Origin of the sequence: Pseudoalteromonas sp. UBA2102, from assembly GCF_002331165.1 — a bacterium.
GTDB classification, from domain to species: domain Bacteria; phylum Pseudomonadota; class Gammaproteobacteria; order Enterobacterales; family Alteromonadaceae; genus Pseudoalteromonas; species Pseudoalteromonas atlantica.
Genome location: NZ_DCYU01000055.1, coordinates 568 through 22,580 on the forward strand (window position 1 = coordinate 568; position 22,013 = coordinate 22,580).

At 38.1% G+C, this 22,013-nt stretch carries 19 protein-coding genes; 3 read left to right on the top strand and 16 right to left on the bottom strand.

Features of this window, described 5'->3' with window-relative positions:
* Positions 1-119 precede the first annotated feature (119 nt).
* The 5 genes from B2R65_RS06695 to B2R65_RS06715 form a co-directional block, all read right to left on the bottom strand.
* Positions 120-1,406, bottom strand: coding sequence for a hypothetical protein (locus B2R65_RS06695; protein ID WP_039490525.1), 1,287 nt, complete (start codon positions 1,404-1,406; stop codon positions 120-122).
* A gap of 515 nt (positions 1,407-1,921) precedes the next feature.
* Positions 1,922-4,432: an EcoAI/FtnUII family type I restriction enzme subunit R gene (gene hsdR, locus B2R65_RS06700; RefSeq protein WP_286741735.1), complete on the bottom strand. Its 2,511-nt coding sequence runs from the start codon at positions 4,430-4,432 to the stop codon at positions 1,922-1,924.
* The gene (locus B2R65_RS06705) at positions 4,432-5,649 is read right to left on the bottom strand and encodes a restriction endonuclease subunit S (protein WP_286741759.1); all 1,218 of its coding nucleotides are present in this window, start codon (positions 5,647-5,649) and stop codon (positions 4,432-4,434) included. Before B2R65_RS06705 ends, hsdR begins: the two co-directional genes overlap by 1 nt.
* Complete coding sequence (locus B2R65_RS06710) at positions 5,649-7,115, bottom strand: class I SAM-dependent DNA methyltransferase (protein WP_182755360.1); 1,467 nt, start codon at positions 7,113-7,115, stop codon at positions 5,649-5,651. The genes B2R65_RS06705 and B2R65_RS06710 overlap by 1 nt, the downstream gene beginning before the upstream one ends.
* Before the next feature lie 150 nt (positions 7,116-7,265).
* Positions 7,266-7,502 (bottom strand): helix-turn-helix domain-containing protein, encoded by a 237-nt coding sequence (locus B2R65_RS06715; protein WP_004588153.1) that lies wholly within the window; start codon positions 7,500-7,502, stop codon positions 7,266-7,268.
* 100 nt (positions 7,503-7,602) lie between these two features.
* Between B2R65_RS06715 and B2R65_RS06720 the strand changes: the two genes are divergently transcribed.
* The 3 genes from B2R65_RS06720 to B2R65_RS06730 all read left to right on the top strand — a co-directional run bounded on the left by B2R65_RS06720 (position 7,603) and on the right by B2R65_RS06730 (position 10,095).
* A complete protein-coding gene (locus B2R65_RS06720) occupies positions 7,603-8,127 on the top strand; it encodes a hypothetical protein (RefSeq protein ID WP_286741736.1) in 525 nt (174 codons plus the stop codon).
* Positions 8,124-9,557 (top strand): DEAD/DEAH box helicase, encoded by a 1,434-nt coding sequence (locus B2R65_RS06725; RefSeq protein WP_286741737.1) that lies wholly within the window; start codon positions 8,124-8,126, stop codon positions 9,555-9,557. Before B2R65_RS06720 ends, B2R65_RS06725 begins: the two co-directional genes overlap by 4 nt.
* Before the next feature lie 88 nt (positions 9,558-9,645).
* Positions 9,646-10,095, top strand: a complete 450-nt coding sequence (locus B2R65_RS06730) for an antitoxin Xre/MbcA/ParS toxin-binding domain-containing protein (RefSeq protein ID WP_024591389.1) — start codon at positions 9,646-9,648, stop codon at positions 10,093-10,095.
* Between the two features lie 305 nt (positions 10,096-10,400).
* Here B2R65_RS06730 and B2R65_RS06735 read toward each other — a convergent pair whose 3' ends face one another.
* The 11 genes from B2R65_RS06735 to gmtY all read right to left on the bottom strand — a co-directional run bounded on the left by B2R65_RS06735 (position 10,401) and on the right by gmtY (position 21,967).
* Positions 10,401-10,997, bottom strand: coding sequence for an HD-GYP domain-containing protein (locus B2R65_RS06735; RefSeq protein ID WP_004589546.1), 597 nt, complete (start codon positions 10,995-10,997; stop codon positions 10,401-10,403).
* 299 nt (positions 10,998-11,296) lie between these two features.
* Positions 11,297-12,109, bottom strand: a complete 813-nt coding sequence (locus B2R65_RS06740) for a hypothetical protein (protein WP_286741738.1) — start codon at positions 12,107-12,109, stop codon at positions 11,297-11,299.
* Between the two features lie 123 nt (positions 12,110-12,232).
* Positions 12,233-12,496, bottom strand: coding sequence for a hypothetical protein (locus B2R65_RS06745; protein ID WP_024591669.1), 264 nt, complete (start codon positions 12,494-12,496; stop codon positions 12,233-12,235).
* Between the two features lie 145 nt (positions 12,497-12,641).
* Entirely contained in the window at positions 12,642-14,444 is a 1,803-nt protein-coding gene (locus B2R65_RS06750; RefSeq protein WP_286741739.1) for a DUF4209 domain-containing protein, read from the bottom strand.
* A 109-nt stretch (positions 14,445-14,553) separates the two neighbouring features.
* A complete protein-coding gene (locus tag B2R65_RS06755; protein ID WP_024591671.1) occupies positions 14,554-15,027 on the bottom strand; it encodes a hypothetical protein in 474 nt (157 codons plus the stop codon).
* Positions 15,027-15,308: an ECs_2282 family putative zinc-binding protein gene (locus tag B2R65_RS06760; protein WP_024591672.1), complete on the bottom strand. Its 282-nt coding sequence runs from the start codon at positions 15,306-15,308 to the stop codon at positions 15,027-15,029. The genes B2R65_RS06755 and B2R65_RS06760 overlap by 1 nt, the downstream gene beginning before the upstream one ends.
* Before the next feature lie 130 nt (positions 15,309-15,438).
* A complete protein-coding gene (locus B2R65_RS06765; RefSeq protein WP_286741740.1) occupies positions 15,439-16,044 on the bottom strand; it encodes a DUF998 domain-containing protein in 606 nt (201 codons plus the stop codon).
* 360 nt (positions 16,045-16,404) lie between these two features.
* Positions 16,405-16,875 (bottom strand): transcription elongation factor GreB, encoded by a 471-nt coding sequence (greB, locus tag B2R65_RS06770; protein WP_039489102.1) that lies wholly within the window; start codon positions 16,873-16,875, stop codon positions 16,405-16,407.
* Between the two features lie 435 nt (positions 16,876-17,310).
* Entirely contained in the window at positions 17,311-17,916 is a 606-nt protein-coding gene (gene gmtX, locus B2R65_RS06775) for a gamma-mobile-trio protein GmtX (protein ID WP_039489168.1), read from the bottom strand.
* 2 nt (positions 17,917-17,918) lie between these two features.
* Positions 17,919-20,651 carry a gamma-mobile-trio integrase GmtZ gene (gmtZ, locus tag B2R65_RS06780; RefSeq protein ID WP_039489104.1) on the bottom strand — a complete coding sequence of 911 codons (2,733 nt, stop codon included), beginning with the start codon at positions 20,649-20,651 and terminating at the stop codon, positions 17,919-17,921.
* Positions 20,648-21,967 (bottom strand): gamma-mobile-trio recombinase GmtY, encoded by a 1,320-nt coding sequence (gene gmtY, locus B2R65_RS06785; protein ID WP_039489106.1) that lies wholly within the window; start codon positions 21,965-21,967, stop codon positions 20,648-20,650. Before gmtY ends, gmtZ begins: the two co-directional genes overlap by 4 nt.
* Positions 21,968-22,013 lie beyond the last annotated feature (46 nt).

Sequence of the window (22,013 nt, forward strand, 5' to 3'; positions counted from 1 at the left end):
GGCGATCGCTCAGAAAATGCAGACCTAGCTTTATAACCCCATAAAACATACTATGAATACAAAGTTCACATTAAAAACAACAACTTATAAATAGTACAAGTACTATTTTAATGTACTCTTCAACTTAGTAAAGATGGAACATTAAACTCAATTGTTGCACCTGATATCCAGGAGTCCAAAACCTCCTCATTTGTTAAATGAAACCAGTTAAAGCAATCTTCATTAAATTCCCTACAAAAAAAAGCCTCCATTTCTGATACTCTAATATTTTCAGGCAATCTACGAGTGTAAACAGCAGAGTAATTCTTTCTTTTTATTAAGTCTAAATACTCTTCTATTCTCTTTGTTAAAAGTTTATCAGATATGTAACTGGGGATATTTCTGTTATATAAATATGCACTTAAATTTCTTGCTTCTTTGTATACAACATAGCTAATAATCGGTAATGAATAATTTTTGGCAAGGTACTGTAAAAGATTCCCAAAACGGAGTGATTTTTGCACTGTAACTTTAAAGTCACAACAAGCGTCTTCTATAATCAACAGGATGTTGTATATCCTATTTTTTTCCAATAATTCTTGAATCTCCTCTACATCATTCTTACTAACTTTGCGAGCGCAAATATCATCATATAACCTCTTAGTTAATTCGCTAACTGAGCTATATTCCTCAGAGTAGCGTAAGTACAATCCAAAGGAGTTGATGAATGAAGTCGAATAAGTTGGCAATTCAGATAAAATATTATCTTTGCGAATAAATAGATGCAAACAAGCGCCTAGAAAAGATCTTATAGATTCACGACCTTGAGCTTGAGCCTCCCTAAAGTCATGCTCAGTGATGCGGACTAAAAAACCTTTGGAAATTAAGCTTTTCATCATTCTTTTTTCTGCTTCTTCGCAACCGAGAGTTTCTGAATGAGCATCGTAATGATGCTTAATCGGCGCCTTATTGCCATCATTAAACCGTGTAAGTAGAAGAAATAAATATAGTTTTTCGATATATGTTAAACAAGAAATTGCACTTTCAGACTTTAGCCTCTGCTCAATATACTCACCTAACTTTTCTATTGTTAATTTTCCATCTTTTAAATAGCACTCAACAAGGCAACTTTTACACACATATCGCTCAGACTCAAACTGCTCAATGCACTCTTTACGAGTAGAAAATAGTTTTTTTTTATTGCAGCTATCGCAGTTAAATGCTGAATGAACATTGGTACAGCTACTTTTACTTTTTATTATTGACAAAGGCTTATCTAGTTTGCTTTTAAATTCTTTAAATACATTTTGAGCATTATTTGCAAATTTAATATTCTCACCTTTCTCTAATTCCCAAAATTGATTTATTAGTTCAACTTCAGCTTCACTAACCGCTTGTTCATAACAAATATAAGCGTAATTTTTCATTTTTTTCCAGACAAAGAAAGCCTAAAGAATTGGCTTCAATTAGTTTATTAGTAATTTATTACTATTCTAAATGTAAAACACCTAAATTCAAACAAAGTTAACAATATACATTTTTACTTTCATTTTTATAAACTAAGACTGAACTATTACATCTATAACTTGCTTTTATGCTATGGCTGGGTGCAACAGTATTCCCTATTACAGCAAATTAAGTAGAGAATGATATGGGTATCATGATGTGTCTGGATTTAAACGAAAATGTTTAATTAGTCATTAGAAATTCGATAAACAAAATAACGTAAGTGCATAGCTAAATGAATTTAAAAAATTCCTGAGGAAAATTGAAACTTATGCTCAAACGCGTTGGCTACAGTATAATATTCTGAGTATCAATGTATGAGTAAACGCTATTAAAGCAGTATTTATTTGAACCTGTTATATGTAGTAGCTCAGAGACATCAACTTGAGAAAGTTAATTCGTTGTTCCTCCGCTTACAGATAGTTATATAATTTAACTACCTTGCATACAAATACTTCTGAAAACCAATAAACGTATCGCGTATCGCTGTCGGTGATCCAAACTCAATGGCGGCGTCGTTAATGGTGTTGTATTTAAGCTCTACTAAACTGCGCATTTTTTTAGGTGCGAGTTCTTGCACGCCATCTTCAATGTATTTACTTAATATAAAGTTTATAAACTCTTGTTGTTTATAATCGCTAAAAGCAGAGTTTATTTTAGGTTTTGCTTGTTGAGCTCGCTCAGTCCGTGTTTGTGCCTCTGAGGCATACGCTACGTAGGATAAAACATCGTATACATCGCTGTCTTGTGCATCAATTACGGCTTTCATACTATCGAGTTTTTCGCTATCGTAGCCCGCTTCGGTTAAATCTTCTAATAGCTTTTCGCGAGTGGTTGGATCACTCCAGATTTCGCGTAGTTGGTCTTCATTTTCAAAAAAGCGTGGTAAGTCGTCAAACATACGTTCAACAAACTCTTTAGCTGTAATGGGCCTCCCTTCAGCGCTCCAGTACATTGCTGAGGAAATATGCTTAATTTGCCGTGTACGGCCGTCTGAGAGCTTTATTTCGAGCTTTTCGCATACACATGGTCTTTCACCGCATTTTTCACAGCCTTCAGGCTCTGGCTTTTCACAAATACATAGTTTTTGTTCACACACCTTGCACGGTTTCTTTTCACCGGCTCCATCGCCGCCAGTGTCTTCACATTGGCACGGCGTTGTGCCGCACTCAGGGCATACTTCGCTGGGTATTGGCTCACCATCCCAAGCAGGATCAGCAAAGTTATGGTGCGCTTTTACAAAGTCGTAAATGGTAAAATAGTCTTTGCCATCGTATGTGCGGGTTCCTCGGCCTATAATCTGTTTAAACTCAATCATATTGTTACAAAGGCGCATGAGCACAATGTTACGTACGTTACGCGCATCAACGCCGGTAGAGAGTTTGCGTGAGGTGGTTAAAATTGTCGGAATGGTTTTTTCGTTATCACAAAAGGTTTTTAAGTCGTTTTCACCCGCTACGCCATCGTTAGCGGTAACACGAACACAATAGTTAGTGTTGGTAGTCCAGCCCTTTTTAACTGCATACTGATTAATAAAATCGCGCACCATACCGGCATGAACTTGTGTTGCACAAAACACGATGGTTTTTTCTTTAGGATTAAAGCGATCCATCCAATAGTGTACACGGCGCTCTTCGCGCTGAGGTATGGTAATAATGCGGTTAAAGTCACCTTCTTTATACAGTTTACCGGGCTCAGGATCGCCTTTTACAACAACACCATCCCCCTCTATATACTTGTACTCATCCATAGTGCCAACGATTGGTAACACTTTAAATGGCGTTAAAAAGCCATCGTTAATGCCTTCTTTTAAAGTATAGCTGTAAACAGGCTCGCCAAAGTAACCATAGGTGTCGGCATTATCGGTGCGTTTGGGTGTTGCGGTTAAACCCAGTTGCACAGCAGGGGCAAAGTAATTAAGAATATCACGCCAAGCACTTTCATCATTTGCGCCACCACGGTGACATTCATCAATAATAATTAAATCAAAAAAGTCAGCTGGGTATTGCTCGTAATACGGGTTTTCTGCCTTTTTTATTGGCGTATTATCATCTTCTTCTGTTGTAGTTTCTTTTAATTCGGTTTTAGGCCCACACATAAGAGTATGAAAAATTGTAAAAAACACACTAGCGTTTTTAGGAACGCCGCCTCGTTTACGAATATCTTCAGGAGTGATACGCACAATGGCGTCTTCACCAAATGAGCCAAAATCGTTAAACGCTTGGTTGGCTAAAATATTACGGTCGGCCAAAAATAAAATACGGGGGCGTTTTCTGGCAAGGCTTATATCTTTCTGCGCGGTTAAACTCCAACGGGTTTGAAATAACTTCCAAGCGGTTTGAAAGCCAATACAGGTTTTACCCGTGCCGGTAGCCAATGTCAGCAGTATGCGATTTTTACCTTGGGCAATGGCTTCAAGAGCATTATGAATGGCGTTTTCTTGATAATAACGGGGTGCCCAATCGCCTTTAGACTCAAAGGGAATAGTAGAGAACGCATCACGCCAAGCTGTCGTATAATCCGCTTCTGGCGTATCGCCTTTTTGCTCAAAGGTTAAATCCCATAGCGCTTGCGGTGACAGGTATTCATCTACCAGCTCCTCAATGCCTGTAAGCATATCAATCTGGTAAATATCATGGCCGTTAGTGGCATAAGCAATACGGCATTGCAGGCGTTGTGCATAGTCTTTCGCTTGGCGTACACCTTCGCTGTATATCAGGCTTTCTTTTTTTGCTTCTACTGCCGCAAGCTTACGACCTTTGTACACCAGCACATAATCACATGGGACTTTATTAGCGCGTTTGCCACCCGCCATAATTTGGCCAGGGCAAATAAGCTCGCGGCGAATAAAGCTGTTATCAACTTCACCCCAACCCGCAGCAACTAACTTAGGATCAATTAAATCCGCTCTGGTATCGGCTTCGTTACGCGTCCTTGCTTGTGACATTAGGCCACTGCTCCTTTGTTTGTATCAACCTCAAGCGCCTTGGTTAGCTCGCCAGAAAAGGCTTTTTGTAGGATGGATTTTTTTAGTTGGTCAATTGACTTCAATTTATTATGATATACATGTTCCAAGCTTATTACGTGATTAAATAACTCATCAAAATTGCGCACAAACTTCTCGGTTAATTCAACCGGTGGAATCGGCAAGGCTAATTGCTTTAGAGACTTCCCTGTAAAATGTTGGATACCAGCCCCAGTAAAACTGTTTTTTAGAGTGCCATTACAATCGCTCAGATATAAATAGTATAAAACCCAGCGATTATAGAGTGGATTATGACAACGTATTCTATGCAAGGCTTTTTGGAAAAAGATATCTTCATCTTGCTCCCAAATAGCTCCACGCCCTGGATAACCACCTTCACAAATTACCAAGTCTCCTTTTTTAATAGCATATCTTTCATACTCACTATCCTCAAAACGCATTTCAAGAAGATCATCTGTATTTATATTAAACCACTGAACATTTTGATTTCTTAAATATGGCTTTGGATTGCCTTTATTTTTCTTTTTATCAAGCATTTTTCCCAAACATGTTTCAGCGATTTCAGCAATTTTCTTAACTCCCCAATCATCACCATGCTGGCTAAATACTTGCTGCAAGTAGCTTTCAAACAGCTCACGGGCATTTTTGAGGTTTTGCTCGGTCTTGGCGCGGGCTTGTTCTATATCGGCAAAGGCTTGCTCGAGAATAGCCACGATGTGTTTTTGTTCGGTAATCTCAGGGTGCGGTATTTCTACTTTCTCTAAAGCAGTTTTAGATAGCTCTTTAAAAGTAGTTCCACTTCCTAAATCATTTAATAATGAGACACTCTTCAATAAAAAATAATACAAAAACTTAGTGTCTAAAGTATTTTTAGGTACCAAACCCCGACAACCTTGGTTCGTTGCCATAGGAACTGTATTAATAGCTAGGTAGCCAATAGGTGCTCGGGTTGAGAGAATTACCGAGTTTTCAGGAATTAGCTTAGCTGAAGATTTATCTAGCCCTAGTTGAGTGATGTTTCTACCTGTTTCAGAGACATAAATACCAGTGATTTTCCCCATATCTTTCGGCGTAATCCACTTAACATCACCAAACCAATAGTCGGAAATACCGCTTTTAGGTGTGCCACCACTTATAATATTAGTGACTTCACTCATTTTAGATATGGACCACCCCATCACAACAACTCCTGAATCTTACCCAGAATCGCTTCACTCTCTTTATCCAGCGCGATGATTTCTTCAATAATGGCTTGCGGCTCACGCAGTGGCACTTCTTCCGCTTGATTCGGGTTTTTAGCCGATAAATCCCATGTTGCATCATCAAGTTCAGTTGTAGCCAATGACCAAGATTTAGCACTGTCTTCAAAGCCTTTTTGTAACTCGATAAACTCTTTTAAGTCGGTGTCGTTTAGCGGATTGGTTTTACCCAAGCTGCGGCCAGGGTCTAGCTGGTAGAACCATGTTTTTTGTGTTGGTTCGCCTTTAGTGAAAAACAACACCACGGTTTTAACCCCAGCGCCTAAGAAGGTTTTTGCTGGGCAATCGAGTACGGTGTGTAAGTTGCAGTTTTCTAATAGCTCTTTACGCAAGGCAATGGCGGCGTTATCGGTATTCGATAAAAAGGTGTTTTTAATCACAATGGCAGCGCGGCCACCAGGCTTGAGCATTTTGATAAAGTGCTGCAAAAACAAGAAGGCGGTTTCACCGGTTTTGATTGGGAAGTTTTGCTGAACTTCTTTGCGCTCTTTACCACCAAACGGCGGGTTAGCTAATACAATATCGTGCTGGTTGCTTGGGGTAATGTCTTGTAGATTTTCGCCTAGGGTATTGGTATGAATAACGTTAGGTGCTTCGATGCCATGTAGAATCATGTTCATAATGGCGATAACGTAAGCCAAAGACTTTTTCTCTTTGGCGTAAAAGGTGCTTTGTTGCAGGGTTTTTAAATCGCTGGTTGAAAGCTGCTTTTTGCTGACACCACCTTGGCGAAGGTAATCGTAGGCTTCACATAAGAAGCCTGCCGAACCTGCTGCACCGTCGTATATGGTTTCGCCAATTTGTGGCTGTAATATATCGATCATCGCACGAATTAATGGGCGTGGTGTGTAGTATTCTCCCCCGTTGCGGCCAGCGTTGCCCATGTTTTTAATTTTTACTTCGTACAGGTGTGAAAGCTCATGCTTTTCTTCTTGTGAGCGAAAGCGTAATTCGTCTACTTTTTCGAGCGCATCACGCAGTGAGTAGCCACTTTGAATTTTATTTTTGATCTCGCTAAAGATTTCACCAATTTTATATTCAATGGTGTCAGGGCCTTTGGCACGTAGTTTAAAGCCTTTAAGATAGGGGAAAAGCTCGCCATCAACAAAATCCATTAAGTCGCTGCCGGTTAAGGCGTTATCGTGATCAAACTCATCATTAGCGGTTTTAGGCGCAGCCCACGAACTCCAGCGGTACTTCTCTTCAATAATGTATTGGTATTCTTCTGCCATCAATTCGGCTTCTTGAGACTTTGTAAACTCTAAGTCATCAAGGTATTTTAAAAATAGCATCCACGACGATTGCTCGGTGTAGTCTAGCTCACTAGAGCAGCCTGCGTCTTTATGGAAAATGTCGTCGATATTTTTAAATGTTTGTTCAAACATGTAAATTAAGTCCTTGTTAGCCAGTGAGTTTGAGATGATTTTTTTGCTTAAAGCAACTCACTCGCTTATTTATATTCCTGAGGTAATAGTGATTAATATACCCTAATTAATTAAAAAATTAATAATATATTAGTACCAAGTAGTTTTTGGTTAATCTAGGTCAATTTTATACTTTTGCCTTGCCGGTAGTATCTCTTCGAACTCGCAATTTAATGCGTTTACTAATTTATATAAGGTTTCGAGTTTAATATTAACATTTCCTCTTTCCATTTTTCCGTAATTTCCGCGCTCTATACCTACATAGGCGGCAAAACCTTCTTGCGAGTAGCCTGCTTCTTTGCGTTTTTCTCGTAGCTTTTCACCAAAATGTTTAACTAAATCACTCACCTGGTTTTCCTCAAGGCAAAATGATTAGATTTTCATGTTGAGGGCTTAACTACCACGCCCTATAATACCCATTATTATAAGAAGTTTATTAGGATTTACTTTGAAATTTGACCCTCTCGTAGCTCAAATTATTGTTGCACCAAATTTTGATAACTTTACAACAAGCGATGTACGCTCGGCGTACTTAGCATTAAAAAGTGATTCTTCTTTGGTACCTACAGCAGTTAGGCGAAGTATATATGCCGAATTGATCAAGCTTGTTAAAAAAGGCTGGCTGAAAAAAATGTTATCAAATAAAAAAGGATTTACGCGATTCAATAAAACAGAAAGCTTTAACGTTGAGGTAATTACTCAGCTAGCTAGTGCAATACCTATTGGAACTACAGAAAAGGCAGATGATAAGCACGCGCTATTACTTAGTAAGTTAAATCATTATAAAGCCGAGCTATTATTGAATATGGGGGAATCTGAGGCATACAAAGAGCTTTATTTGGAGTCACCCGAATTAGTAGATGAACTTCAGCCACAATACAACAAAGCGAGAGACAACAATACAAGAATACTTGGCAAGATTAGAGCGATTGAAGGCTTAATGAAGCAAAACGAAGCATTAGAGAAAATATGAAACTAAGACTATGGCAAGCCGAGTGTATTAATTTAGCGCTTACACAATACCAGAGCGGCAATAGCCACTTTTTAGCCTTGGCAACTCCTGGGGCGGGTAAAACCTTAATGGCTTCGGAATTAGCTAACCAGTTATTAAAAAATAATATGGTCGATGTGATTATTTGTTTTTCACCGTCGTCTATTGTTTCTCAAGACTTTAAGGAAAGCTTACAGCTAAAAACGAATGAACGATTTGATGGGCTTATTGGCGCTAAAGGTAGAGCTTTAACCTATCAAAGCTTACAGTATTTAGATGTGCACTTTTGGCAGCTATTTGAACGATATCGTGTTTTTGTAATATTTGATGAAATTCATCATTGTGCTGGCTCTAATATTGACAATGCAAATGCATGGGGTGAGCAGATAATACTTAACATTCAAAATAAAGCACAGTATACATTAGCCTTAACAGGCACTCCCTGGCGCTCTGACGCTGCTCCTATTGTTCTTTCATCATATCAGCAGCCTAACAATAAAATAGCGTGTGATTACGTTTACGGGCTTTCTGAGGCTATTGGAGATAATGTTTGTCGGGTTCCACAAATAGTAGCAGTTGATAATAGCCGCATTACAGTTGTAGATGACGCTGAAACCAAAACATTTAACTGCTTTAAAGCGTTATTAAACGACTCTAGCGTTTCTTATCAAGAGGTTATTGAAAATGAAGCGGTGATAAAATACATGATTTCTTCAGCTCAAAAGAAGCTGGCTTCAATCAGATTGAAAAACCCCGATGCAGCGGGGTTGATTGTTACATCGTCTGTTGAGCATGCCCATCAAATCTCTATGTTAATGCGAACTCACTTTGACGAGGATAGCACTGTTGTAACCTACCGAGAAAATGAACCTACAAGTATTATTCAGCAGTTTAGGTATGCACAAACTAAGTGGATTATTTCTGTGGGCATGATTAGCGAAGGTACAAACATCCCTCGTTTGCAGGTTTGCTGCCACCTTACAAACACAAAAACAGAAATGCATTTTAGGCAAATATTGGGCCGTATACTGAGAGTAACAAACTCTAAGAACCAAGAAGCTATTATGTACATGCCCGCCGAACCTAAGCTTTTAGAGTATGCGTATAGAGTTAAACAAGATGTTCCATTTGAAGCTGATGTAGTTAAGTTTGAAAAGATTGAAACTCCTGCTAAAGATAACATTGTTGATACAAATTCAAGCGTTATTACTTTTAATAGACAAAGTAAAAAAACTTCCAAAGCTCAGGTTGATTTTGATTACTTTGCTGATATTTTTGATCAGCCAGTTATGAGCAATAGGCCTGAAACGACAGAGGAACATTTTTTAACCGGTGCCTATGAGCGAATAATTAATATATCAGGCCGCTTTCAGCAAGAGGCTATTGCTTTGGGGTTAAGTGAATTGCGGTAAATACGCTTGAATTTATCTCAAGTAGACCTCTACAGGTAACATCGATTTCAGTTACACGAGGAAACATAATTTAATTTAAGGTGTTGCTATGTATAACTTCTCTGAAATTCATAAACAAATAGACCTTACAGAGATTTTAAGCAATAGAAATATCAGTGAAAAATCTAGTCATCTAGAACAAATTAACTTTATACATCAAGGTGTAGATATCAAAAATGCTGAACGTTTAAGGATAGAGCTAGGCTGGGATATACGAGCATTTTCTTCAGCTATTAGAACTAGCAAGAGCTCATATGTACGCTATAAAAAAGAATTAAAGCCCTTAAATACCACTTTAAGTGAAAATGCATTTGAAATTGCAAAAGTCTGCTCTTTTTGTCTTGATTACTTTGAAAATATAGAACGTTTTAATATTTGGTTAAATACCTCGTCACTCCAATTCGACTCTAAAAAACCTTTAACATTTATAGATACAATAGCTGGCCGTGAATTAATTAAAAATACCGTAAACAGGCTCAAATATGGCTATAACGCCTAAGAGTAAAGTGTCTTAGGACGTAAAGCGCACGATCAACAGACTGCCAACATGAAACCAAGTTCTATCCTTTTCTTAACTTAACAAGAAGCTATCACTTTAGAGATTAAAACGTTGATTTGAGCTTATTAATGACTCAATTTTCTCTGATAGTCGCATTTGTGCCATTTGCAGACATTAGCAACGCCTGAGCTCAGGTGCATTTGAGACAACGCCTGCTTTTGCGTTAGCAAAAAAGTGGGTGGCGGATCAAATGTCATCTGCAGAGACTTTTTAGGCAGCGTTCACCGTATTCTAGGAACGAGCGTTTACGAGGCACGTGCCGAACTGGCCTTTATGACTTTTGTAAACAACAAAAAAATATTTGGATCAAACTTCGTGTCCACTTCATGCTTCAAGATATTCATAGTTTCAAGGTGCGATTTAGCCATGCGGTATGGCCTGCTAGTCGTCAGTGCATCATACGCATCAATGATCGAAAGTATTCGACTACTCAGGGGAATATCGGCACCAGCCAGTCCGTCTGGGTATCCGCTTCCATCAAATGCTTCATGATGATGTCTGACAATAGACGCGACCTCGTCTCTGTTTGTCAGGAATGTCTCACTAATTATTCTCTCACCGATAACCGAGTGAGCCTTTATCTCTTCCCTTTCATCAGGTGTGAGCTTTCCAGGCTTCGAGAGAACAGTATCACGAACTCCAATCTTACCCACGTCGTGTAATTGACTGGCAATACGCAAGTCATCTAATGAGGGGGCACTCAAATCGGCCGCACGCCCCACTTCCAACGCAAGCGCACAGACGCGGTCACAATGGCCTCTAGTATACGCATCGCGCGCGCACAATGCCGTAATGAGTGATGGGTAAGCATTTTCTTGATCTGGTGCGAGGGCAAAAGCCATTGAATATCTCTCCTTGTTCAGCAACGCCTAACAATTTAATAGTGCGCTCATCACGCATATTTTTGCTGACTTCAAGCTCATCTATCCACATTCCAACAAATAACCGAGGGTATTTCAAGATTTTAAATAAATTTAAATGTAGGATATACGCGTTGCTCGTTTGCTTGACTATATGAATAAACGACACAACTTTATCTATTAATTAGCCCTAAATTTAGCCATCCTCAATGACCGGTTATCGCTCAAAGCCGAACTTCTCCAAAGTGCCATGAGTGGACGGTCGTAACCATAGTCACTTGTTATACGTTTTTTGCACTGAACTCTTTTGCTAATCGCCCTTTAGCTACAGCTTTAGTTTTTAGAAAATCAGCAACAAAATTATAATCTGGGTGTGTTTTTAAACTTCGACTTACGAAATATACATTCGTTTTATTAGGCGAAAACGTTTCTAGAATTCCTGCTCCAGGATCGTTACCAGCTAACAAACTAAATTTTAATCCTGGGATATTAAACACAATATGCTGATAACCAGTATGATTTTTAACGGTTGGAAATCCCATTGACGGTGTATCAACTTTTTGATTGTCTACGTATACGGCTAAAAATGTATTACTCGGACGTTTTGTTTCTCCAAGTAAAAATTTAGAGAAAGACAACATACTCTCATCACGTATTGAGTTTTTTGTCTCCGGCATCCCATAATTGCTCCAATCCGTAGATGATAACCTCCAAGCAATGCTGACAGCAAAATACAAAAAACCTAAAGCGTAGTCATCACTAGAGGGGAAATACCAAACCTCATCTTTTACACCCGATAGTTTTTTAAACTTTTTTATCTTTGTCGCCAATTTAAAGCCATTAGGTTTAGCCATAAAAGGGAGAACTTTATCTTCACCATTTTTAGAAAAGGCAGCTTCACAATTGGCGCAAAGTAAGTGTTTCTTTGCTTGCTTTGAGGTGTAGGCTGCAGATTTTTCATGCCCTGAAATCCAAACGATGTTCTCTCCGTGTTCAGGGAACCCCTTACTAATAGTTCGGTAAACAGCTTTAGGCATAAAATGGCTATCTATCAGTTTTTCCGATTTATGGCATAAAGCACAGATTCCGTTCACCAAACCTCCCTAAACGTATAACGCCGCGAATAAACAGCGCAAACTTGTTGGCTAAAATAGCGAGGCACGAGCACAGCCAGCGAGTTTGTGTCCGGCACAGCAGGTGCGAAATTAATTGCTTTGTTATGCATAGCCAAGCTCCAAATAAGCCATAAACCCGACAAGAGTTAAAATGCTACCCCATAAATAGAGCCTTGCTAGCTTATATTCTTTAGGGTTCTTAGTTTTGCTAAGCATTGCAGATAACTGTTTTTTTAACTGTTCTAATTCAGAAAAAGAAATTTTTCTTTCTAAAACCATCATGAATAGATTGAAGCCGAAGAACATGAAGACTATTAAAAGCCCTACGGTGACAATTATTGCTGTGGGGCTTTCGATATGAACCAAGCCTACTCCTTGCTATGCATAACGCCTTGCTCACCGGAAAATTGGGAGCGTAGCGAGTAATTTTTTCGAGTGCAGCAACATGTTATGCGCCTTGAATACAGGAAGGCTCATTAACTTCCTCTTCGTGAGCTCCATTTGCCCCGACTCAGGAGTGGACAACAATTCTGAGGATCATCCACCATGCGTACACAGTTGATATTGATGATGAAGAATTATCACTTAATAAACCGTGAGCAGCTTCATTTCTTAAGTTCGCCCCCTGAGAGTCAGTAAATATACTTTTTAACTCAAAACATAAGTCTTCTCCGAAAACCTGAGAAGCTTGAGGGAGTTCAATTAATGTACTGAGACCGTTTTCATGCTCAATACCATCTCGGTCTATGTTGCTAGTGTGAGCACCAGCTTCTTTTAATTTCATACGAACGATGTGCTCAACTTGAGGACATAGCAAATGAATAGAACTTCCAAAATCATGTTCAAAGCCTAACCACAAAGCATGCCCTAGGAGATATGTACGGTCTTCAGGGACAATTGGAGAATGATGACAAAGAGCCTGTAATAGCTCCTTTGTCACTCTATGCTCCATTAAGATCTGTCGCAATGCAGGTAATATTTGCCCCTCTACTACTAATTGAGTCTCTATTCCAAAGTGTTGCTGAACCTGCCTGTTTAACACAGTCTCGTTATCTTGGTCACCCTCACCTGCATTAAGGTTCATCGGTGGAGTTTTCCCAACAACACGTCCATCGCTACTCATTTGCGTGGAGCCGAATAAACTACTTATTGGGTCATCCTGCATACTTTCTTGAGCACCTGAACGTAAGGCATTGTAATTTGGGCCAGAGGACAGCCCTGCAAAGTAGATTAATACCTCTTCAACTGACTGTTTTCCAGATACATGGGATTTGGACGCTTCAATAGTATCTGATAGATCTACTCCTGGGGTTTTAACCAAACCCATTTCACCTAAAGATTCCTTTCCTGTTACTGATATTTTCCTTCGAATACCATCGATTATTTCGCTGACGTTAAAACCGTCACGATGCTTTGTAGGAATACGTCGATAGGCCTGTATTGCATTTTCATAGAATGAGTTTGCAACCATATTACTGCCAGCAGCCCTAGAGTCTGCCTCTCTCTCAAAGCAATCAGCTAGAGCAACAAGAGATTCTAGCCATCCATTTTCATCATCAGATTGTTTGTATTTCTTGGCCGACAACTCGTAATAAGATCTAGCAGAATTAAAGTCACCCAAATCCACTAAATCGTTTCCACTATTAAATAGCGTAGAGGCGATATCGTCTTTGAAATCAGAATCAATATTGAGCTTATCCATCAACTCAGCAAGCCATAAGGTCATGAACTTACAATTCGAATGCTCAAGTCTAAATGCAGCGAATAGTTGATTCTTGATTACATCAAGTCGATCAAACTCTCTTAGTTGCATACAAAGTCTTGCGGCCCTTTCCCAGCAATCGTTTACATCACGATGCCATGTGTCAGAATCCAAACCATGAGAAGTATACGAATCAATTGCTGTTTTGGCATAATCTGGATTTCTAGGTTTTTTACATAACCATAGTAAATCCGCTAACCGTGACTTTAGCCATGGCTCTGCAATATCTTCCAGAATTTCATCAAAAAACTGCAGTTCGGCTTCAGTAAAGTCTTCCGGAAGCGGTGATCGTCTTCCTGCTTGGAAGTCTTGAAAGTAAGGCTTGAAAGGTTCATTCAAGCTGGTAGGAGAAAGCATCATTGAGGCAGAACGACTTAATAAGCTCAGGATTTTTCCTTGCTCCTCTAACCCTGACTCTAACTTTTCCTTAGCACTCTCTTCAAGGCTTCGCATAACAGAGGAGTACCCATAATGATTTTCAACCGCTACATCATAGTTCCAGCCGCATGCAACAAAATCATCGCGGGCATATAGTTCATTCGAGTTAGTCATTAACTTATATAATCCTTCTACTTAAAAGCTGAACCATTGAAAAATCGCATAACGCCCGCTTAATAAGCGTTAGCTTGCTAGCGTCCTAATTGACGCGCTTGTTACGTGTTTACAGCGTGGGATATACGAGCTTTTCATTATGGTTTTCCGAGTCATCTTCCCAAACTATACGAATAACGTGCTTACTTTTAGTTCCCATATGAACAGATGCGATCAACTCTACAGACTGAAATTTTTCCATAGATTCTAAGGGAAACTTTTCATCTACATCGGATTGTATAAGTACATCATTGCCTTCGGGAAACTCTAACCTGATATTCCTTGCAGTAGCACTACCCTTATTCCAAATCTTCAGCCGGTGCTTGTTGCTGCCGAGCTTTACAAACGATGCACCCAAATCGGCCTTTTTGCCACTAACAGCTTCGCTTTCTTCTTTCTCGAGCAAAAGGTTATTTAGCTTTTCTTGGCTTTCGATAAGGGATTTCTGTTTTTCATTAAAGCTTGTGGTACGCCAGGTTGCATAAGCTGACATTAATAGTGCAAGACCAGCAATAATGTCACCGGCATCAACTGTTACTGGCATTACTTAATCCTTATATTTTTGCTGCCCCTAAAGGCTTCTTTTAGCGAAGCTTTCAGCTCCTTTGCTAGATCTTCAGTAACTTTCTTACCTATCTCAGAAACATGCTCTTGAATATTTTCACTGTTCTCATGAACTAACTCATCCTTTGTAAGTTCACGGCCACAAGACGCACATTTAGCAAGCTCAATAGTTTCATCAACGCCTTGCTCATACTCATAGTCAGTGCAACCGCAAGTGGGGCATTGTAAGCCAATGCTTCTTTGATACTTCTCATCCTTCATAGGTTAACGCCACCCTTATTTGACACGTAACGCCCTGTTAACAGGCAAAAAAATAGTTGGTTAAAATTAGCGACGAAGGAGCAAAAACCAACTGTTTTTTGTCCTTGTTTAACAGCTTGTTAGTTTACAATTACGCTAACACTAATGAAAAGGCACTTAGCCAAATTAGCTGAAAACCATAAGAAATACGTTGATGAATTCCAGGGTTACTTTGAGATTTTAAGGCTTTAGCCATAGCAAATAGATAATAAACAGCAGCGATAACAGAGACAACTGAAAAAATACGGAAATATAGTGGGATAATTTCTGTTGTTGGACTTATAGCTACTAATATTGGTGCTACAACTAGCGACAATAACATAATAAAACCAGCCCAAGAGTGTACCTTACAATTAAAAGTTGGATTTTTAGTAAATGGATCAGCGTCCATAGGAAAGTACCCTGCTACCCATGTACCAATGCCATGAGCTATAACTAACCAACCCGCAATATTTACTAAAATTGAAACGCTTGTTAGCTGCGCCAAATACCAACCGAAAAAGCAAAAGAAAAAGCCTAGAGGGTAATTATTAATTAAGGGAGACAATTTTTCTGTTGGGCTGCCTGTTGCGCCTAACTCACTACAAAATTGTTTAGAATGGCTGTAACCATTATAAAATCGGCTCGCAACATAAACACCAATGAAGATCCAGATTGTTGCAATTAACCCTGAATAGATCGCAATACTTTCAAACACTACCAAAATCCTTTTTGTAAACTAACAGCTTTATCAGAGGACACTTTCCCTATTTTAGCGTGAAAACGTCCTTATTTTATGAGCTTCTATTAATAGCAAATAGTATAAGTTAGTGCCAATCATAAATATTATGCTGAGTTAAGTTATTTTATTATATAAAAAAGAGAAAGACTTATCACAGTATCACTTGAGTAATAGCGACTTATATAGCGCAATTATCAATGTCCGGTTATCGCTCTAAGCAGACTAACCGTCTTTATACCAAAAGAGATTTTGATGACTAAAGCTCAGAAGGCTGAAATATAAATACTCTCTTTCGGAGTTTTTCAAGTTAGTTGTTGCATAAGCTGTACTAGCTCTTTACTTATACTCAATTTTGTTAATAAACCACTCTTTTATCCCTACTGGCGTTTTAACTTGAAAATCATCATCAACTTCCTTTTTTAGCATCGCTCTGGCCATAGGAGAGTCAATAGAAATGTAATCGTTACGACCATAGATCTCATCAGGGCCAACTATGCGAAAAGCTTTTGTTTCACCATTATCATTTTCAACCTCTACCCATGCCCCAAAGAAAACCTTGCCGACTTGTTGAGGAGAGTAGTCAATAACTTTGACTGCTTCGATGCGCTTTCTAAGGAACCTAATTCGAGAATCTATCTGTCTAAGTAATCTTTTATTTTCTTTATAATCGGCATTATCTGAACGATCGCCAAGGCTAGCAGCCCAAGCTACTTTTTTTGTTATTTCAGGTCTGTAGTCGCGCCAAAGGTAATTAAGCTCTTTATTTAGCTTGTCTAATCCTTCACGCGTTATTAGATTGGTATACAATTAGTTTGCCCCATCCCAATATTACAAATACTGCAATGCTTTTTTAACAGCATCTAAAGTTGCAACCGGGAGAAAGTTATCTTTATCATTACTTGATAATATACTACCGTTTGGCCCCACTTCCAAACCTGCTCGGCGCATAAACTCTTTAGATATGAGGTATTCAAGATCTTCTACTTCTAAGTCAGTCTATTTTGAGTTTGGTGACGAAGACTACCCACCTTCATAAAATTCTATGACTGGACCAATCGGTACTATATCTCCTTTGCTAGTTTTTCAGCTGCTAATGCTTGAGAGTAGAAAATGTTATCTTGAAGCCTAACTATAGGGTCTTTTAATTTTTCTATCCAAATGAAGCTTTCCTTTATTGAAACTACAAAGATTATAATAACCAGACAGCAAATTAAATTTTAGCGTGTGTTATAGATATTACGGCTATAAAAAATCTAAAGCTTTTTTTATAGCGTCAAGGGTAGCCGCTTTAAAAACAGCATGCTTATTTTCATCAATAAGCTCCCCATAATCCGTTGGCGTTAATTTCCATTTGCTTTGAAAGCTATTTGATAATAAATATTCTAATGCTCTGCGCTCTTGATTCGATAGTTTATGCTCAGAACCAAGCCCAGTAGACTTGTAGTCATAAATATCAATTTGAAGGTTTGGTGGAATAATTTCTTGTAGCTTTTTTCGAGTCGCAATTAGCTCGGAAGCTTGAATTTTTGCTAGTAATCGATGCTTTGGATTGTTTATTTCATCTATCCAGTCTAACCCTTGATGCTTTTGCTTACCAAGATCTTTTACTGGGCTGTTCTCTGCAAATGATGCAATAAGTGCTCTATACTTTTCACCCGATTTATTACGAATACTTTGTGCTTTTGGAACCCCTCGTTGAGTGCCTAACTTTGATATTGTAGAAATAGAATAGTCATCAACACCTCTTTTTCTTTGCTCCATACAAACCCTATAGATTGCTTCGAGGGTTTCACTAATCTTAGTAGAGCAACCTTTTTGTAATTCAGTTAGTAGATCTTCAGGTGACATACTCATAACTCACTATTAATTAACGTATTATTTTTATTAATAAATTCGATTTCAGACTTTGAAATCTGTTCATCACCAAGAAGGTCGGAGAGCTTAATATCACAATTAATTACACGACTAACTTTTGACCATGTTTTTAAACGAGACTTTAAAAGGCGCGCTAATTGATTTCCAGCGTGCAATTGTTGCTCTTCTGTGAGTAAGAATAAGCCGGGAGATATTTCATTGAATACAGCCATTTTATCCAACTGTTGAGATCTTGGAATTATGGCATGCGATGCATTGGCCGACTCATAAATCGTTGCATTCTCACAAACCTCTTGAAGTTGCTCAAATGAAGATGTCTCTTCTAAAGATATTTCTATTTCTGAATCACTCATTTTAACGAGGGACAAGCTGTCTTTTTGATTAGCTATTGATTGTGTCATTTTAATTAGCTTGTAGGACGACTGTAAGTCACATAAGAGCATATCCATTTTTTTTGCTGCACTTTCATATTCTGACTCAGTTTTTCTTATTTTTAACTCAAGAATTTTACGCTCTGATAAGTCAATTTTTTCATTTTTTAAATTAGCTACGTATTCTCGGCGATCTAATTCGTCTAAACTTTTCTCAAGCATAGTAATTTTACTTTGTAACTTTGTGCATTGAGATGACTGGGTGTTAGAGTGAAATAATATTTCGTTAGTGATGGATAGCAACCCACCAATAAATGCGGGGCCTGTAATAAAATGACGACAGCGAAGACAATTTTGCGTCCCTAGATAACCAGATGGAGCCGGTACACGTAATGATGTACCACTACCATTAAGTTCTCCGCCATCTTCACAGCGAGTTGCGGCATATGGGCAGATACCATAATCCCTGAAAATGAAGTTCCCTGCTGGAATAGAGTTTGTTAATGAATTTAGTAACTCTTCATTATTTGATACCAATTCATTTTTTACTTTCTCTATTTTATTTTGTTCAATTAAACTCTGAGTAGCGTCAACCCTCGTTTTTAATGCTTCTTTCTCGCCCTGCTCTAATCGCTTTCTAATATCGCCTTGCGTAATTTTGCAGTAATAAATAGACATTACAATTGATGAGTGCCCCACAACTTTCATAACTATTTCAATAGGCATCCCCATTTCCATTATATAAGCCGTTATAAGGCTCACACGCATTGAGTGAGGGGTATACTTAGACTTATACTGATTTAACGTTGCTTCCTTCCCTGATAGCGTTGCAAGCTCTAAATTTGATGGTTGAACATTATAAAGTGCGGCAGCTAACCTTGGTGTTAGGGAATTACCAACACTTTGTGGCTCAATATCCTGATACGCCCTAAATAAAAAACAATTTATTCCTTTAGCCTTAAGTTGCAACTCATTTAAATTTGTTCTTTTACAACTAGACCAGTTCGTAGGGTTATCTATAGGATTATATTTTTGCTGCCACTTACGAAGTTTTACTAACCAATAAATAAGGTCTTCAGGTATCCAAGGTATTGAATAACCTTGACCATTATTACTTGTTTTGTTTGTAGTGATAAACATCCCTGCGTTTTCGTCAGGCATTCTTTTAATAAACGCTTGGTTTTTTGTTAACCCCGAAAAAATAGATTTATTTTTTTCCCAAATTATTTTTCCATTTTGATCAACATTAGCTATTACATCATCTGCTTCACCTGAATCATTATATGCAATCTGACGACCCCGCAATGGAACTTTTGTTAAAGTGAACGTATGCAACCAATTTATTGGAGACCACATATAAAGCTGATCTCCAATCTTTTTTATCACGCAATCAGGGTCACTTCGATCTACTTCCTTCGATGATACTTTCAGCCAATCAGCATCAAATTTTTGCAAATGCTTTAGGTCTTTAAAAGTTTTTGCATTAGCTGGAATTATCCACTCTTGGGCCTTTTTAACAAAGTAATACTGCAAGCAAGGTTTAGTTGACTCAGCGCGTTGCGGAGACATCACACTTGCTGAATTTGATAGCAGCGATAAAGGATTTCTAGCATCCATTACACGAATGATCTCTCCAGTCTCCTCATCTTCACTAGTTAGATCGTTGGTAATTACAAAGTCTAAAAATTCATTCACTGCAATTATCAAGTTACGCCGCATATTATCGGTATTCAACTTTTCTAATTCTTGCTTTAAGGGTCTAATATTAACCTTTTGCTTTGTAAGAAATGCTTCTGGAGTTAAGCTTTTATCGTGTTTTTCTATATAAATTCGAACGAATCGGCAAAGCAAAGAGTTTTTAGAACCTCCGCCTAATGCTTGGGTCATAAATTCTTCTATTTTTACAGCCCAAGCTATATATGGTTTTGCAATAAATTTTAAATTGTAAGGCTCTTTTTTACCTAAAAATTTAAACCAATTTTCCCATTCACTTTCCCATACCCCCTGTGGGTCATTTGGTATTTGAGGGTCATCTTGCTTTTTAACAAATGCCCTGTATTCCTTTTGTGATTTGAGAGCTAATGGCTTAATAATACTCTTTAACTTTTTATAGGAATAAAAATCAGGGACATCAAATGTATCTTTATAGCTCACCCACTCATCCTTAAAAACCCTCTCTGGATGTGCAATTAGGCCTGGTATGCTTTTGTAATTTTCTAAATGTAATCTTGAGTTAGTAATACCGTTTTTTTTGCATATTGCTTTGTATTCACCCAATGTTTTTATTGATACAGGTATATTTAATGGAAGGCTCGAGTCACCTTTAAGTTTGCTCATTTAATCTCTCTCATCTTACTACGAATATCTTCTGAGGTTGGTTGTATATATACCAAGCAGGATAGGGAGCTCTTATGATGCATTGCTTTTTGAATTTCAACTTGGCTTAAACCAAGTTGTCGTGCGCGATAACCATATGCATGCCTGTGTCCATGCTCTGTAGTTCCAAGCTCTTTTTGAACTTCCAACCCAATTTTTTTTACTGCTCTTTTATGAATTCGCTGAAAGTTTTTTATCGTTTCAGGCGCTCCTGTGGAGTTGGTAAATGCAAATGGGTGAGTGTCTGTTTTTGCCGGCTCTACCCGTTGATATTTAAGATAGTTAACCCAAGATATTAAAAATTCTTTTGCTTTTTCAGGCGGGTTAAATATCACTTCAAAATAGCCGTCTTTATTTGTGAGTAAAGGTGACTTCCAACCCGCATATAGTCTTTCTGATAATCGGTATGTATTTCTTGGTTTATAGAAAGTGCTTTCGAGTAAGTATTCTCGCCTATTTGCAAAACTACTGTCAGGTGAGCGGCCTATTTCTGGATGATAGACCCTAACTAATGCTTCATCTCGATATATTGGGTGTAAAGTTATATCTGAAACATAAAGGTGAAATAGCTCACTTTTACGTAATCCACCATAATTTAATAACATGGTCATAGCTTGAGATTTATAGTCTGGTGTTGAGCCTTTTACCATTCCAATATAAAGAAGCTTTTCAAAGTGCTCATCGGGGAATTTCATCGCTTTTTCATTATTTATTTTAGGCTCTAATAACCGATCAATGAATCTTACTCTCTTCGCATTAAAGGCAGCGTCATTTTGATTAGATAAATGATTTAGGAACACATTTGCGTGCTTATGATAATATGCACACCAATTTAATCTCTCTTCATAACTGGTTGCTTTTCTGAAGGGGTTTATCCTTGATGAGTCAAACCCTTCCTGTAAAGCTAAAAAATCAGAGTAATGCGTTATATGAAATAATATATTATTTGCATCTCTAGGCTTTCTTGCCTTCCAATACAATCCAAGTTCGTCATCCATTTTATCGTAATCGATTGTTCCTACTAATAGTGCTTTAGTAAAACCTTTTAATAATAAAGTTGAGTTTTCAAAGTTTGGTACGACATCAATATATGTGAGTAGGAGCTTTAAAGAAAATATAGAGCGCTCTTTCCATGACTCACTTTTAGAGCTGTACCAAGCAAGATATCTTATATGTGATATCACGACACCTTTCTCTGTATAAAGAGCTGGTAACTCACAAATACTACCAGCCTCTTTATCATGATACTTTACGTTTATTTTTTGGATGTATGCCATACTTTTTATTATATAGTATATTTACTTTTCCTTAATACTAACTCTT